The organism is Sulfitobacter guttiformis (genome assembly GCF_003610455.1).
Lineage (GTDB): Bacteria > Pseudomonadota > Alphaproteobacteria > Rhodobacterales > Rhodobacteraceae > Sulfitobacter > Sulfitobacter guttiformis.
Map to the genome: position 1 here is coordinate 102136 of NZ_RAQK01000001.1, position 13980 is coordinate 116115.

At 56.0% G+C, this 13980-nt stretch carries 12 protein-coding genes; 1 reads left to right on the forward strand and 11 read right to left on the reverse strand.

The features are described from left to right. Positions 1-50: 50 nt before the first annotated feature. From C8N30_RS00500 to C8N30_RS00525, 6 genes are all read right to left on the reverse strand, one after another. Positions 51-1202, reverse strand: coding sequence for a DUF2130 domain-containing protein (locus C8N30_RS00500; protein ID WP_025062529.1), 1152 nt, complete (start codon positions 1200-1202; stop codon positions 51-53). A 195-nt stretch (positions 1203-1397) separates the two neighbouring features. Next, on the reverse strand, positions 1398-3728 hold the full coding sequence (locus C8N30_RS00505) for an AAA family ATPase (protein ID WP_025062530.1): 2331 nt from the start codon (positions 3726-3728) through the stop codon (positions 1398-1400). 532 nt (positions 3729-4260) lie between these two features. Continuing rightward, a complete protein-coding gene (locus tag C8N30_RS00510) occupies positions 4261-4860 on the reverse strand; it encodes an HNH endonuclease (protein ID WP_025062531.1) in 600 nt (199 codons plus the stop codon). 99 nt (positions 4861-4959) lie between these two features. Beyond that, positions 4960-5625: an alpha/beta hydrolase gene (locus C8N30_RS00515; protein ID WP_025062532.1), complete on the reverse strand. Its 666-nt coding sequence runs from the start codon at positions 5623-5625 to the stop codon at positions 4960-4962. Beyond that, positions 5622-6254, reverse strand: a complete 633-nt coding sequence (locus tag C8N30_RS00520; protein ID WP_025062533.1) for a DNA-3-methyladenine glycosylase family protein — start codon at positions 6252-6254, stop codon at positions 5622-5624. Before C8N30_RS00520 ends, C8N30_RS00515 begins: the two co-directional genes overlap by 4 nt. Next, positions 6245-6988 carry a precorrin-6A/cobalt-precorrin-6A reductase gene (locus tag C8N30_RS00525; RefSeq protein ID WP_025062534.1) on the reverse strand — a complete coding sequence of 248 codons (744 nt, stop codon included), beginning with the start codon at positions 6986-6988 and terminating at the stop codon, positions 6245-6247. Before C8N30_RS00525 ends, C8N30_RS00520 begins: the two co-directional genes overlap by 10 nt. Before the next feature lie 102 nt (positions 6989-7090). Here C8N30_RS00525 and C8N30_RS00530 point away from each other — a divergent pair, with 102 nt between their 5' ends. After that, positions 7091-8368, forward strand: a complete 1278-nt coding sequence (locus tag C8N30_RS00530) for an MFS transporter (protein WP_037967930.1) — start codon at positions 7091-7093, stop codon at positions 8366-8368. A gap of 7 nt (positions 8369-8375) precedes the next feature. Here the strand turns inward: C8N30_RS00530 and C8N30_RS00535 are convergent, their stop codons facing one another. The 5 genes from C8N30_RS00535 to cysS all read right to left on the reverse strand — a co-directional run bounded on the left by C8N30_RS00535 (position 8376) and on the right by cysS (position 13959). Then, positions 8376-9140, reverse strand: coding sequence for a squalene/phytoene synthase family protein (locus C8N30_RS00535; RefSeq protein WP_025062536.1), 765 nt, complete (start codon positions 9138-9140; stop codon positions 8376-8378). After that, complete coding sequence (locus C8N30_RS00540) at positions 9137-9865, reverse strand: class I SAM-dependent methyltransferase (RefSeq protein WP_025062537.1); 729 nt, start codon at positions 9863-9865, stop codon at positions 9137-9139. Before C8N30_RS00540 ends, C8N30_RS00535 begins: the two co-directional genes overlap by 4 nt. Further along, entirely contained in the window at positions 9855-10832 is a 978-nt protein-coding gene (locus tag C8N30_RS00545; RefSeq protein WP_025062538.1) for an alpha/beta hydrolase, read from the reverse strand. Before C8N30_RS00545 ends, C8N30_RS00540 begins: the two co-directional genes overlap by 11 nt. Before the next feature lie 3 nt (positions 10833-10835). After that, the gene (gene cimA / locus C8N30_RS00550) at positions 10836-12446 is read right to left on the reverse strand and encodes a citramalate synthase (RefSeq protein ID WP_025062539.1); all 1611 of its coding nucleotides are present in this window, start codon (positions 12444-12446) and stop codon (positions 10836-10838) included. A gap of 124 nt (positions 12447-12570) precedes the next feature. Continuing rightward, entirely contained in the window at positions 12571-13959 is a 1389-nt protein-coding gene (cysS, locus tag C8N30_RS00555) for a cysteine--tRNA ligase (RefSeq protein WP_025062540.1), read from the reverse strand. Positions 13960-13980 lie beyond the last annotated feature (21 nt).

Below are 13980 nucleotides of genomic sequence, written 5' to 3' on the forward strand. Positions count from 1 at the left end.
TCGTGGCAAACGTGGCCCCGATTTATCGCTGGCGAAAATCTGGTGCAGATTCAATCGGCATTCCCGATCAACAGTGCCTCAACGCTTTCGATTTCAGGCATCGAACGCCCTGCGATCCCTTGTAAATCACCGTGCATGCCGACGGTAGACGCGATCACCAGATCGATTTGCTTGGCACGTAATGCCCACTGTTTTTCGATGAATACGCGCTCTTTGCGTAGATTGTCTTGCATGTCCTCAAACCGCTCAACAATCGCATCAACACGTTGTTTGAATTGCGTGCCAGTTAGATAATCGTAGACCATCTCCATCTTGGTTTCCTGACCCATGGCGCGGCCTTTCGCACCAGCAACATCAATCAACGCCTGACGCAGCGATGTCGCCAGCGGTACCGCAAAACGTGGCGCACAGACCCAGATGCCGTCGACCATACCGAAGCTATCCACCCCCTCAGGCAAGGCATGGGATGTTATTACTGCAACCTCACATCCCGACGCCCTTTGATCATCGCGCAACTTGGCAAGCCACGCTGCTGTCCAGTTTTTCGTGCGTTTGCTTTCCCACAGAATACTGCCAGCGACGCCATTCGGCCCAGTCACATCTTGGCGTACATCCGCCCCGCTGACCCCTTTGGCCACCAGCACAAATCCATCAATCGGAAAGGCTGCGGCTAAGGTTTCCTCAAGTACGATCTCAGCAGCTTCGCCTTGGGTCTGCATCGACCCCTGTTCGGACTTCTGTTTTAGCGCTTCGATCTGGCGTTTCATGCCCTCCATGACCTGCGCTTGCTCGGCCAGTTTCAATCCGGCCTTTTCGTCTGCCTCGCGGGATAATTTCTTAGCCAAAACCGGGCGTTCCGCTGCGAGCATCTTTTGCAACGTCAGCTCCATCTCAGCTTCTTTATCTTTAAGCTCCTGCTCACGCTTCAGCGCCGCAGTTTGGGCAATCTGTGCCACTTTTAGCTTTTGATCTTGCGCTTTGAGCCGGTCTTGTAATGCCGCCTGCGCAGCCGAGGACTCGGCCTTCGCTGCTTCCTTGGCCTGCGCCTTTGCGGCGGTCAACGCTTCGGTTGCTTGTGTCTCTCGCTTGGCCAGCTCATCGTTGAACGACGCCCGCAGATCAGCCAGCATTGGGCCTGCTAATTGCTCAGTAAGCTCAATTTCGTTCGAACACTTCGGACACTGGATCTTCAACTCGGACATGCGTTCACCTTGGCAATTTAGAGAATGCTTCGTCTACCACGGAACTGAATGCGCCTCCAGCGCAGGTGTGGTCGAGGTTCTACGGCCCATAGCTGCCACTAAATGGTGGCAGACCATGCTGCGATGCGGTCTGCTAGAGCAGACTTTCACTACGCTAGCAGTATTCAGTTGCCATAAGTTTGGGATTGTGCACCGCTAGCTTTCATTTGCCTTGTCAGCTTTCTTCAAGATCTCTAAGTGACCCGGCGCATATCGCTTCACCACTGCAATTGCTTCTTTGCAAGCAAGCGTAATGTCGTCAGCCGTTGGTGTTTCATCGTAGTATGTGCCGTGGCACATCGAGTTTATCAGTGCACTCTTGATTGGAATCCCGTCCTCACCAGCCAAGAACGTTATGAACTCTTGGACAGATGGCGTTTTGTCTGGTCGACAGAAACGCCCAACAGCTTCAATGACCGAACGTATGCAATTGCCGGTAGAATGATCCGGCTCAGTCCCTTGCGCTATTCGGTACACGTGCTCCAGCTGTTGCTCGAACGGTGAAACATATTGGCCCATTCGAGTAATCGTATGTTTCGTCCCATTGTTGCTCAGCGCGAACGTCGCCTCCGGTTTAATGACGGCATTCGCTCTTGCTACGTTGAAGAAATAGCTGCTGTGAGTAAGTACAAGTAGGTTTGGTCTCGGACTCTTGTTGCCATCAATTTTCGATGGGTTCACGCTTATCTCGCCTTGTTTGGATATGTTCAGGTGCTTCAAGGTTTGCGCGATGGCAAAGACGTAGTCGTAAGACATTGAAGTGACTGGGTCGTCAAACACCAAGAAAAGTTTTTCATAGTCGCTGTTGGCAGTGACACGTCTGTGGATAGCAGCAATGAAGTAACAGAAAGCGATTGCAGTCTTCTCACCGTCACTCAATGTTCGATGCGGGCCACGCGTCATCTCTTTATCGCCCCGTTTTAGAGCAAAGGAAGCTTTGTCGAACACATACTTGTCGCCAAAAAATTCCTTCAACAACAATACGAACGTTTCCGCCACCCGATCTTTCGCATGTTTCGATGGACCTGACTTTTCGAGTTCTGCAAGCTGCTGCTGCAGTTCGGTCAGCTTTTGATCCAGACCACGTAAAGTTTCGATGCTTGTCCAGTGTTCAATCGCGTATTCGAGGCCGAAGACAGAGCATGCGTCTCGTTGCAATTTGCGCCGCTCGTCGTCTGCCTTTGCGACTGCGCTTTGGAGATCGGCGCATATTTCATTGTTGCGTGCAATAAGTTCGTTTAGTCGCTCTAAGTTCACTTCGAGATGTTGCTCGCCAAGTGAAACAGGTAATGCGATAGCTTTTTGCTTGGCGTCTAGGCTAACCTCGATGGCGTCTAAGTCATCTCGTATGCTCTGTAGTTCCTTATCCGGCACCTCAAGTGACTTTGTGCTTTGTGAGGGAATAAAGCCTTTCAGCTTGTCAAACTTACCGCGTTGTCGCGCTAGCACCGTCTCAATTCCGTCAATCGTTTTGCGAGCATCTTGGATATTTCTTGCTTGCTCCTTGAGCACTCTACGGTGCTTTTCCTCAGCTTCATTGAAGTATGCGACAAAGTTATCAATGAGCGCCTTCGGTTCACCTGCGGTGATTGACTGTTCGCAAAAAGGACAACTATCAAGGTCGTGCTTTGTAACTCGCGCAACGCCCGCCTCATAGAAGCTATGGTGTGCTTCCACTTTTTGCTTGAACACATTTGCAACGGTTGATGGCGACACTGCTTCGCCAAGCAACTGACTAATTCCAGTGACTTTAACTCGTTGCAGGTCTAAGCTAGTTGCCGCCTGCGGATAGTCTGGCTCAGCTGGTATAGCTTTGAGTGTATCAAGTTGATCAATGATGGCAGACAGCGAGATTGGTGGTGCTGCGGGCTTTTCTTCGTTTGCCTGTAATACTGCGTCGAGTGTAAGGGTTTTGTAGTCTCGAAGCTGCTTACTGACCTTCGCTTTTGTTGCTAGCTCAGCGACTTTTACCGCCTCAAATGACTCAGTAAGCTTTGCTCGATGTATGTCGAGCGCTTTTTGAGCTGCCTCTATATCTTTCGATATTTCTTTGATTTTAATGTTATCACTATCGACTGTGATTTCGTTTTCAATGTCGCCATCGATTTCATAGCCACGTTCACGGAGTTCATCACTGACAAAGTCCTCAGAGAACACATAAAAAATGGTGCCGTCGGTCGTAACCGTTGCTGTATCGGTGTTTTTGCTCAGAGCTAACTCGCCTAGCGAAGTTGTCCCACGCAAAAAACTGAGGCTCGCGGTATCTGACGACTCTTCAGAAACCAAATGAAATGCAGCTTTGGAAAGATCCTTGCATTGTTGATGCAGGTCGAAACAACGGAACGCACGAGACAAGAAAGATTTTCCTGTACCGTTTCGTGCAAAAATAAGATTCTGCGCCTGCTTTGTCAATTCGTCCTCAAGCTCAAACACAGGCCCGAGGTAGCAAGCTTTTATTTTAAACGGGGGTAACTGTTGACTGCTCATAATTCCTATCACGCTATCAGATTCGCAGGAATGTCCAAGTAATAACGCTACGATTTTCGCGCTTTGGTTGTCTTTTGAATACGTCCCTTACTAGCGCCACGACAACAACGGTGAACAGGTTGTTCAGCTCACGTTGTTTGTCGCGGGCTTTGAACATCACCACTACCAGCGGACTATCGAGCTTGTTTCGCTATTTTCAGAAGGTTTAAACTCTAGCACTCTGTAGGTCCGCTTTGGCTATCTGTAGACCAAAGCTTGCATCTGCAGCGAACGACCGGTTTCCGCCCCTGGTGTCGAATGAGGAGCCCCACATACGACACTCTAGCGTAGTGTTGAAATCGGCTTGCACTTCATTTTTTGGAGCAAAAGCAATTAAGCGAGTTCAACTTTTGTCCCTCGGCACAAGGACAAAAACCTTCCGTTAAACCCCTGAAATCATAGCTTGGTGAATCCGATGCTTCCAATTTGGAAGCAAAACCCCCGTTTTTGGGAGATTTATGCTTCCCTCTACATTTTCCAAGGTGAAGCACACTCAGGCCTGTAACTCTGCATCCCAATAGAGGAAATCCATCCAGCTGTCGTGCAAATGTCCCGGCGGGAATTTGCGACCCGTGTTGCGCAGCGCCTCGGCGTCGGGCTGTCGCGGGGGTTTGCGCAAGGTATAGCCCGTTTGGTGCAGCGCCTTCGACCCTTTTCGCAGATTGCAAGGAGAGCAAGCCGCCACCACGTTTTGCCAGCTCGTCACGCCACCACTGGCGCGTGGCACCACGTGGTCGAACGTCAAGTCGCCCCGCGATCCGCAATACTGACACCTGAATTCGTCACGCAGAAATAAATTAAAGCGCGTGAAGGCCACGCGCTTTTGAGGTTTTACATAATCTTTCAACACAACCACCGAAGGGATCCGAAGGGTTGTCGTGGGGGAATGAACGCAATCGTCATACTCTGCCACGATGTCCACCCTGTCGAGGTATTTGGCCTTCACCGCGTCCTGCCAACTCCACAGCGACAGCGGATAGTAACTCAAGGGTCGGTAATCAGCGTTCAGAACCAGCGCTGGTCGGTCCTTGAGGGCCGCGGGACTTCGCGTGAATTCTGTTCTGAAATCCCCGTCTCGTAAATCGGAGTCCATTTGCATGCCATCCTGTATCCGTTTGACACGACTATATCCGGTGTTTCCTCACTGGCAAGCCTTGCATTTGTACAAGATGTCGCAGGGCTTGCCGGCCGCTTATAGACCCAGTTTGTCGCGCATGAATGCAAGCGCAACCGACAGGCCATCAGGGGCGATGCCGTGGCCAGTTCCCTTCATGATATGCGCGTACACGTCAGTCCAACCCGCCTCTTGCAACGCTTCTGCAGCTTCCGGCAATGATTGAGGCGGCACCACGTCGTCCTGGTCACCATGAATGAGCAGGACCGGAGGGCGCGATACAACCTCGTCCTTGAGCGTATCGGGCGACAGCAAGCGGCCGGAGATCGCAACAACGCCTGCCACCTCGTCGGGGCGGCGCGCAGCGATATGCAGGCTCATCATCGTTCCTTGGGAAAAGCCAAACAATACGACCTGCTCGGGCAGCACGTCCTCATCAACCATGAGCGCATCCAGAAACGCGTTCAGGTCCTCTAAGGCTTGGGCCATGCCCCGCGCACTTTCTTCCTCGCTCGATCCGTCGATCCAAGGGATCGGGAACCACTGGTACCCGTTGGGCATTCCCGCAACGCTTTCTGGCGCATCGGGCGACACAAATAACGTATCTGGCAAATGCTCGCCCAGCGGGTCGGCAAGACCCAAAAGGTCCGCCCCGTTCGCCCCGTAACCATGGACGAACACAACAATCGAGCGGGTCTCGCCCGAGATTGTTTCGCGGCGTTCCGCATTCAGCACACGTGTCATGTTAGTCCTTCCCGATCTTTGATATGACGGTAGTAAGTGAACAAAAGGCGCGCCGCAACTGCCCGCCATGGCGACCAGTCCTGCGCCATCTTCTCGAGCATTTTGGCATCGGGACGTGCTGGCAAATCCCACAGCATCCGCACCGCTTCCTGTAGCGCCAGATCACCCGGAGCAAAGACGTCCGCGCGGCCAAGGTTGAACATCGCATAAACCTGCGCCGTCCAGACCCCGATGCCCGGCACAGCCGTCAATGTGGTGATCACACCCGCGTCAGTGGCCTCGCGCAGCGCGTTATAATCAACGCCTGCCTGCGCCAGTGCACGGGCATATTTAATCTTAGGCCTGCTCAAACCGACCGCCTTCAGATCATCCTCGCGGGCGGCCTGCACAGCCAAGGGTGTGACGAGACCCGCCGCCTCTACCCTGCCCCAGATTGCCCGCGCCGAGGCGACCGAAACTTGCTGGCTTACAATTTTGTTGAAAAGCGCTGCAAACCCGTCCGGTGCAAGGCGCAGAGGCAGCGGGCCGGTCTTTGCCAAAGCATTAGCAAAGCGCGGCTCCTGACCCGCCAGCCATGACGCACCCCGCGCAACATCCGCCTGCGTTCTTATCAAAGCAGTCACAGCGATGACACCCAAGCCAACGCCTCCTCGACCTGCGCCACAGCTGCGATATTCGCGGGAGTAGCGGGCCGATCAATCAAGATCACATCAAGCCCAAGCGCAGCAGCAGCATCCAGTTTTGGACGGCTGGCCAGCCCGCCAAGGTTACGGCAGATGAGCAGATCAACCCGAAGTGCTGAAAACAAAGCCTTTTCGGCGGCAACATCAAACGGGGGATCACCGAATACAAGCTCCACAAAGGGATAAGGCGCTGCGCGTTCATGGCGTCGCGTTTGGCGCAGCATCAGAACCTCTCCTGCAAAGCGCGCATACCTCTCGAGGCTGTCCCAGCCTGTCGCGCAGAAAACACGCGCACCCGCAGGTATCATTGTATTTGCCGTTGCCACATCTGCCGCCCGCTGCCAGCGCGCATTCTCCGCCACATTCCATAGGGGCCGCTCCAGCCGCAGATAGGGCAGCCCGAGCGCGCATGCCGCCGCAAAACCCTGCTGCGTCACGTTGCGATCAAATGCATGGCTGGCATCCAGCACGGATGTAAATCCGCCCTGTGCCACCTGCTCCTGCATCTGGGATGCGTCCTCGAACCTGCGCAGCACTGGCACCTGCGGCATCGGCGCCGCACCGCGCGGTGCTTCGGACAACCACGCAGTATACCTGATGCCGCGCGAAGCCAGTGCCTGCGCCATAGACCGCGCCTCGAAGCTGCCAGCGAGTAAAAGGATGTGGTGGTCTTGTTTCATAGACTTAACATGGAGCCCGCGCAAACCCGACGCAAGAGCACACGAAGGGTTGCCCCGTCCTGATCACAGGCGTACCGATATGCCAGACAAAGGAAGATCACGATGATTGACGACACCCGCGCAAAGCGCAACGTAATGGTGCTGGTTGCGGCACAGGCATTTCTCGGCGCACAGATGCCGATGATATTTCTTGTAGGCGGCCTTGCTGGACAATCGCTGGCCTCCAACATCTGCTTTGCCACATTGCCTATATCCATGATTGTCCTCGGATCAATGCTGTCGGCCACGCCGGTTTCGGCGATCATGCAGCGCTACGGTCGGCGCGCTGGTTTTTTCCTCGGGGCAGCGGGCGGTGCATCAGGCGCGCTGATTGCAGCCTACGGGCTGTTTATCTCCTCTTTTCCGATCTTCCTCACAGGCTCTTTCCTGACGGGGATCTATATGTCCGCGCAGGGGTTCTACCGTTTTGCCGCCGCCGACACGGCATCAGAGGAATACCGTGCAAAGGCGATCTCCTATGTCATGGCAGGCGGACTTGTCTCTGCCATTATCGGGCCACAACTGGCGTCTGCGACCTCGCTCAGCCTCACGGCGGTCCCATTTGTGGGTACATACGTGGCAGTTGCCGTTCTGAACATTCTAGGCTCGCTTCTGTTTTTCTTCATCGACATCCCCAAGCCGCCGATCCCCGCCATAGACGCCCCGCGCGGTCGCAGCCGGATGGAGCTTTTGCGCACTCCCCGCATTGCCGTGGCCGTAATCTGTGCAATGGTATCTTATGCACTGATGAACCTTGTGATGACGTCAACCCCGCTGGCCGTTGTGGGTTGCGGCATTGCCGGTGACACACCACTGCCGCCGTTCTTTGCCGATATGTTTGCGGGTCAGGAAACCTCGGTCAAATTCAAGGTCATCGCCGGATTTGTCGTCACCGGCCATGTTCTTGCGATGTTTGCGCCGTCGTTTTTCACCGGCCATCTGATCAACCGTTTCGGGGTCGAGCGGATTGTCGGTTCCGGCATTGCTATCCTCGGCGCTGCCGGACTGGTGGCATTGCAAGGCGTGCAGCTTGGCAATTTCTTTCTGGCGCTGGTGCTGCTCGGGATCGGGTGGAACTTCGGGTTCATCGGCGCGACCTCCATGCTCACCAGTGCCCATGCTCCCCACGAGCGTGGGCGCATGCAGGGTTTGAACGATCTGCTTGTATTTGGCGGCGTAACCGCAGCCTCGCTGGCGTCGGGTGGATTAATGAACTGCTCGGGCGGGACAGCACAGGCGGGATGGTCGGCGGTGAACTACTTTATGATCCCGTTCCTGATCCTCGCGGCAGGCTCGCTTATCTGGCTGGTGATACATGACCGCCGCACGGCCGCCGCTTAAACGCTGCTTACCAGAGGCCAGAGGCGGCACGAAGCCTGAAGGCGAATCCCGTTTCTGGCAAGGCCCCCTCAACAACAGCTTGTGGATGCGTTATCGCGGCGCGAAGGGCAGGCTCGGCTGCGGTGGCCGGCAACAGTGCGGGCGTACAACTGCGCGCGATCTCTCCCCTGTGGGCGCGAGCCTCCGCCAGAGCGGCCAACCCGTCAGACGCCAGCGCAATGACGCCGTCTTGTGTCCCATCCAGAAGTGGCACACGGCCTGCCGCCTCAAGTGCGGGGATCGCTCGTAACCACGAGCCAATGCCCGACGCATAACCTGCACGCCGAACAGGGCCTTCAGCAGAAAATCCTGACAGCGAGGCGGCAACCCACATCAGATGCCCTGCCGTCTGATCAATATAGCGCGCCAGATCCGCAGCATCCTCGAAAGGGTCTCGGTAGATATCCCAGCGGCGGGCCGCAACCAGCGCGTCCAGCGTAACGGCCTGCTCGGCGCTCAAGACAGCAGCAAGCGGCGTCGCCACTTCGTGGCGCCGTACGGGCCCTCCCGTTGCGATTTCCTCCAACACATCGCGCCACCACTGTAGGCGCATCTCCGCAATCATCGCCTCTTGGGTGACCCACGGCGCACGGCTGACTTCGACGTTGAATGCATAAAGCGCAAAAAGGGAGGCCCGCAGCGGTACAGGGGCCAGCATGGCCGTGCGAAACCGCAACGGATCGCCACGCTCGACGATGCCCGCACAGGCGTTTAGGTCGTCCGACAACTTCATGCAGGGGCCACCACACTCAGCAAATAGCCGTATTCATCACGGTGGGCGCGCCAGCACGCCACCTCCTCCGCAGCGGTGTCCAGAACCTCGCGCAAGGCAGGGTCTGCGCCATCTCGCAATGCCGTGATCCGCGCATCCAACGGCGTGTAGTAGGCTTCCCATGCCGTATCGTTCAGGCGCCGCTGGCCAAGAACACGGTAACCCGCTGCCTCGATCTGCTCAGTGATGCCCTGCCTGTCGGTCATGTCGGGATACTCCTTTTCCCACAGTGCTTGCGCCCGCGGTGACGGGGCATCGGTAAACCTGCACGCTTCGGAGAAGGCGATCGCCCCGTCGGGCAGCAGCGATTTTCGCCAAGACCTCAGAGCCGCACCAACGCCGATGAAATAGACAGCCCCCGCGCACCAGATCAGGTCATAGGGGTTGGCGATAACTTTCATGTCCGCCTTGAGAACCGTCACACGGCCATCACCGCGCCACGCCTCCCGCGCCGCCTGGACAAAATGCGGCGTCTTATCGAGGGCGGTCACATGGGCCTGCGGGGCCGCAGCGAGCAAAGCAGCGATATCCCCCCCCGGTCCGCAGGCGACATCGGCAATCCGCGCTGTGGCAGACAGCCCGAGCAAAGACGCAGCCCAGGCCACATCCGCCGCCTCGCCCGGTCCCTCACGCGGAAGATCGCGGTGAAGAGCGAAAAATGGGTCGGTCGAGGGATCAGTATTCATCGAGAAATCCTTTGAGTATACCAAGGGTGCGCGGATCATTGACCAGCCCCAGATGGGTCGCCCCGAGGATCATGTCAAACCGGCCCTTATCGGTGACAGCCCCCATTGTCGGTGCATATTGCGAGGACACAAACGCCTCGTCGGCGCCACCCGCAAGCAGGATAAAGCGCGGTAGAGCGGCAATATCCTCAAGATAGTCACTGCGTGGAGCGAAAGATCTGTTGAGGCGGTAGGAATAGGAGAGTGTCGCGGTACCGCCCAATGGTCCGCTCACAACAGATTCGGGCATATTGAGCTGCACAACAGGCCGATCGTTCAACACGGTGATCCCGACACCGTTAAGCATGTTCAATCCGATGATCCGCCGCGTGAGTGCGTTACTCCAGCCGCCCGCATTCTCACGCATGGTGGGTGCATTATATTTAAGGAAAGGTGCCATAAGCACAGCGCCATCCAGCAGGTGGCCATGTGCCCCGCCCGCAAACCGCACCACCAATCCGCCACCCGAACTGTGTCCGGCCATGATCACGGCCTGACCGGGCTTCGCCAAAGTTGCAATCAGATCGGCCAGATCATCTTCGAGCTGGCCAATGTAATCCACATCACCCCGCCGGTCCGGTGCTGTCCCATGGCCGCGCAAATCGGGAACAACCACATCGGCATTTTCAGACAATCCGTCGGCGAGGCTGTCAAACTGCAATCCGTGCCAACCCGAGCCGTGGACCATGACCAACAGCGGCACATCATCCGCCCCACCGTAGGTCCGCACCTGAAGGCTATACCCATCGCGCATCGCAACGCCCTGCAAAGCTGCAGCAGTCTCCATGTCCGCGTCGGAAAGCTGCGAAAAATCAAGACTTCCAGCGTCATCCCTCTGATCGGGATACCGCGTGAAAACCAGTCCTATCGCCAGTGCCAACAAAAGCGCAGCAGCGATGCACAGAGATTGCAAAGTCCTGATAATCATAACCTATCTCTTGTCCCTGATCAGCTTCCAGCGGATCGCGTCCAGCAGCGCTTCGAACGAGGCATCGACGATGTTTGCCGATACGCCCACAGTGGACCAGCGCCGCCCCTGCCCGTCCTGACTGTCGATGATAACGCGGGTTACCGCCTCGGTACCGCCTTGGGTGATGCGAACCTTGAAATCTACCAGCCTCATATCTTCCAGCAGTACTGAATACTGGCCCAGGTCCTTGACCAGCGCCTTGCTGAGCGCATTTACCGGACCGCGGTCACTTCCTGTCTCGTCCATACTTTCGGACACCGACAGACGTTTTTCGCCATCAACCTTCACCACAACCACTGCCTCTGACAGGCTGATCATCTGGTCATATTTGTTTTTGCGCCGCTCGACAGTCACGCGGTAGCGCTTGACCTCGAAGAGTTCCGGCATCTGGCCCAGCGCCTTGCGCGCCAACAGCTCGAAACTCGCTTGCGCGGTATCGTAGCTATAGCCTATCCCCTCTCGCGCCTTCACCTCGTCAAGGATCAATGCAAGGGCCGGATCGTCCTTTGCCACCACAAGTCCCGCTTCGCCAAGACGGCGGCGCAGGTTGGATTGACCCGCCTGATTGGACATCGGGATAATGCGCGTATTTCCAACCAGCGAGGGTATGATATGCTCGTATGTGCTGGGGTCCTTCAGGATCGCGCTGGCGTGCAGACCCGCCTTATGGGCAAAAGCAGACGAGCCAACAAAACCAGCCTGCCGCAGGGGAACACGGTTGAGTATTTCGTCGAGCATACGCGAGGTGCGTGTTAGTGTTTCGAGCGCGGCATCGCTCACCCCTGTCTCGTAGAGGCTCGCATATGGCTCCTTAAGTTTCAGGATCGGGATAAGCGCTGTGAGGTTCGCATTCCCACAACGCTCCCCCAGACCATTGAGAGTGCCCTGGATCTGGCGCGCACCTGCGTCAACTGCTGCCAAAGTGCAGGCTACCGCGTTTTCGGTATCGTTATGGGTATGTATGCCAAGGCGCGCACCATCTATCCCTGACGCGATCACCTCGCCCGTGATGCGGCCCACCTCGGATGGCAAGGTACCCCCATTGGTATCACACAACACAATCCAGCGCGCACCGGCATCATAGGCAGCGCGGATCGCCTCCAGCGCATAAACGGGGTTGGCCTTATATCCGTCAAAGAAATGCTCGGCATCAAACAGGGCCTCGCGACCAACAGCTACGATATGGGCCACGGATTTCGCGATGTTGCTGGTATTTTCGGGCAAGGTTATGCCCAGCGCGGTGGTCACATGGAATTCATGGGTCTTGCCCACCAGACAAATGCTTTGGGTATTTGCGTTTATTACGGCAGCCAACACATCATCATTTTCCGCCGACATGCCATTTCGCTTCGTCATGCCGAAGGCAGTCAGAACTGCCCGCGTCTTTGGTGCCTCATCGAAAAAGGCTGAGTCTGTGGGGTTGGCACCCGGCCAGCCGCCTTCGATATAATCCACGCCCAGCGCGTCGAGGGATTTCGCAATTATCTGCTTCTCCTCGGTGGAGAATTGCACGCCTTGGGTTTGCTGGCCGTCCCGCAGCGTAGTATCATAGAGAGAGAGGCGGGTCTTCATTCTATAGCCTCTTCTCGTACTATCCGAAGTGCGTGCCCTTGGCACGAGCAGCGCCAGTCCACCTCATCGGGGTGGCGCTTGGTGCCCCCCGTCGGACTAGCGCCGTTCTGTGTTGCTAGAGATATCATTTGAGGGCCTCTAATTTGGCTAAGTCAACTTCAGGACCGGCGGCTAGGACAATTCCGTCTTTACCCATCTGAACTGTTACACCAGCATCTGTCAAAATAGCCTTCAACCGGTCCACTTCTGAAAAGTCCTTGGTTTCCACTGCCTTCATTCGAGCAACAGACAGCAATTCAGTCCAACCATCGAGCTGAGCACCACCTAGCTCCGTCCACCCACCTAATTCCTCTGTCAATATACCAAGAAGCTCTGCGCTCGCTTTCAGTTCAGCGAATGCACCCGCGCTTGCAAACTCATGCATCAGGGTCAGAGTGCCCGCCGTATTCAGGTCATCTCCAAGAGTATCGATAACAACTTGTGGTATCTTGGGGGACGCTACGACACCTTCGGTCACTTTGCGCCACTTCTTCAAAGTTCGTGATGCTTCAGCGGCTTTCTTCTCCGTCCAGTCCATAGGCTTCCTGTAATGCGTCGACAGCATCACAAAGCGTATCACCTCGCCCGGCACGCCTTGATCCAACAAATCGCGCACGGTAAAAAAGTTGCCCAACGATTTGGACATCTTCTTGCCCTCTACCTGCAACATCTCATTGTGCAACCAGACATTCGCGAAATCATGACCTGCGCATTTGCTTTGCGCGATCTCGTTCTCGTGGTGCGGAAACATCAGATCATTGCCCCCACCGTGGATGTCGAAGTGTGCGCCCAGCAGATCATGTGCCATGGCAGAGCATTCTATATGCCAACCCGGACGTCCGCGCCCCCATGGGCTGTCCCAGCCGGGGGTCTGTGCATCCGATGGCTTCCACATAACGAAATCCATCGGGTCTTCCTTGTAGGGAGCAACCTCGACACGCGCGCCAGCGATCATATCATCAACCGAGCGTCCCGACAGCGCGCCGTATTCGGTATAATTGCGAACCCGAAACATGACGTGCCCCTCGTTGAGGTAGGCATAGCCCTCTGCGACCAGACCTTCGATCATCGCGACCATCTGGGGAATATACTGGGTGGCACGCGGCATGGCGCGCTGGTTGTCCGTGCCATGGATCGAAGGCTGCAAGGCCCCTACAGCTGCCATATCGTCGAGAAACCATTTCGTCGTCTCGGCGGTGATCTCGCCAATCGGGCGACCGGTCTCGCTGCTGCGGGCATTGATCTTGTCATCCACATCCGTGAAGTTGCGCACATAAGTGACGTGCTCCGCTCCATAAACATGACGCAGAAGCCGGTAGAGCACGTCAAACACAATCACAGGGCGCGCATTGCCGAGATGGGCGCGATCATAGACCGTAGGCCCGCACACATACATCCGCACATTTGTTGCGTCGATGGGCACGAATTCTTCGCGCTTGCGTGTTTTGGTGTTGTGCAGTTTGAGGATCGTCATGGCATATGTCCTAATCGGCGC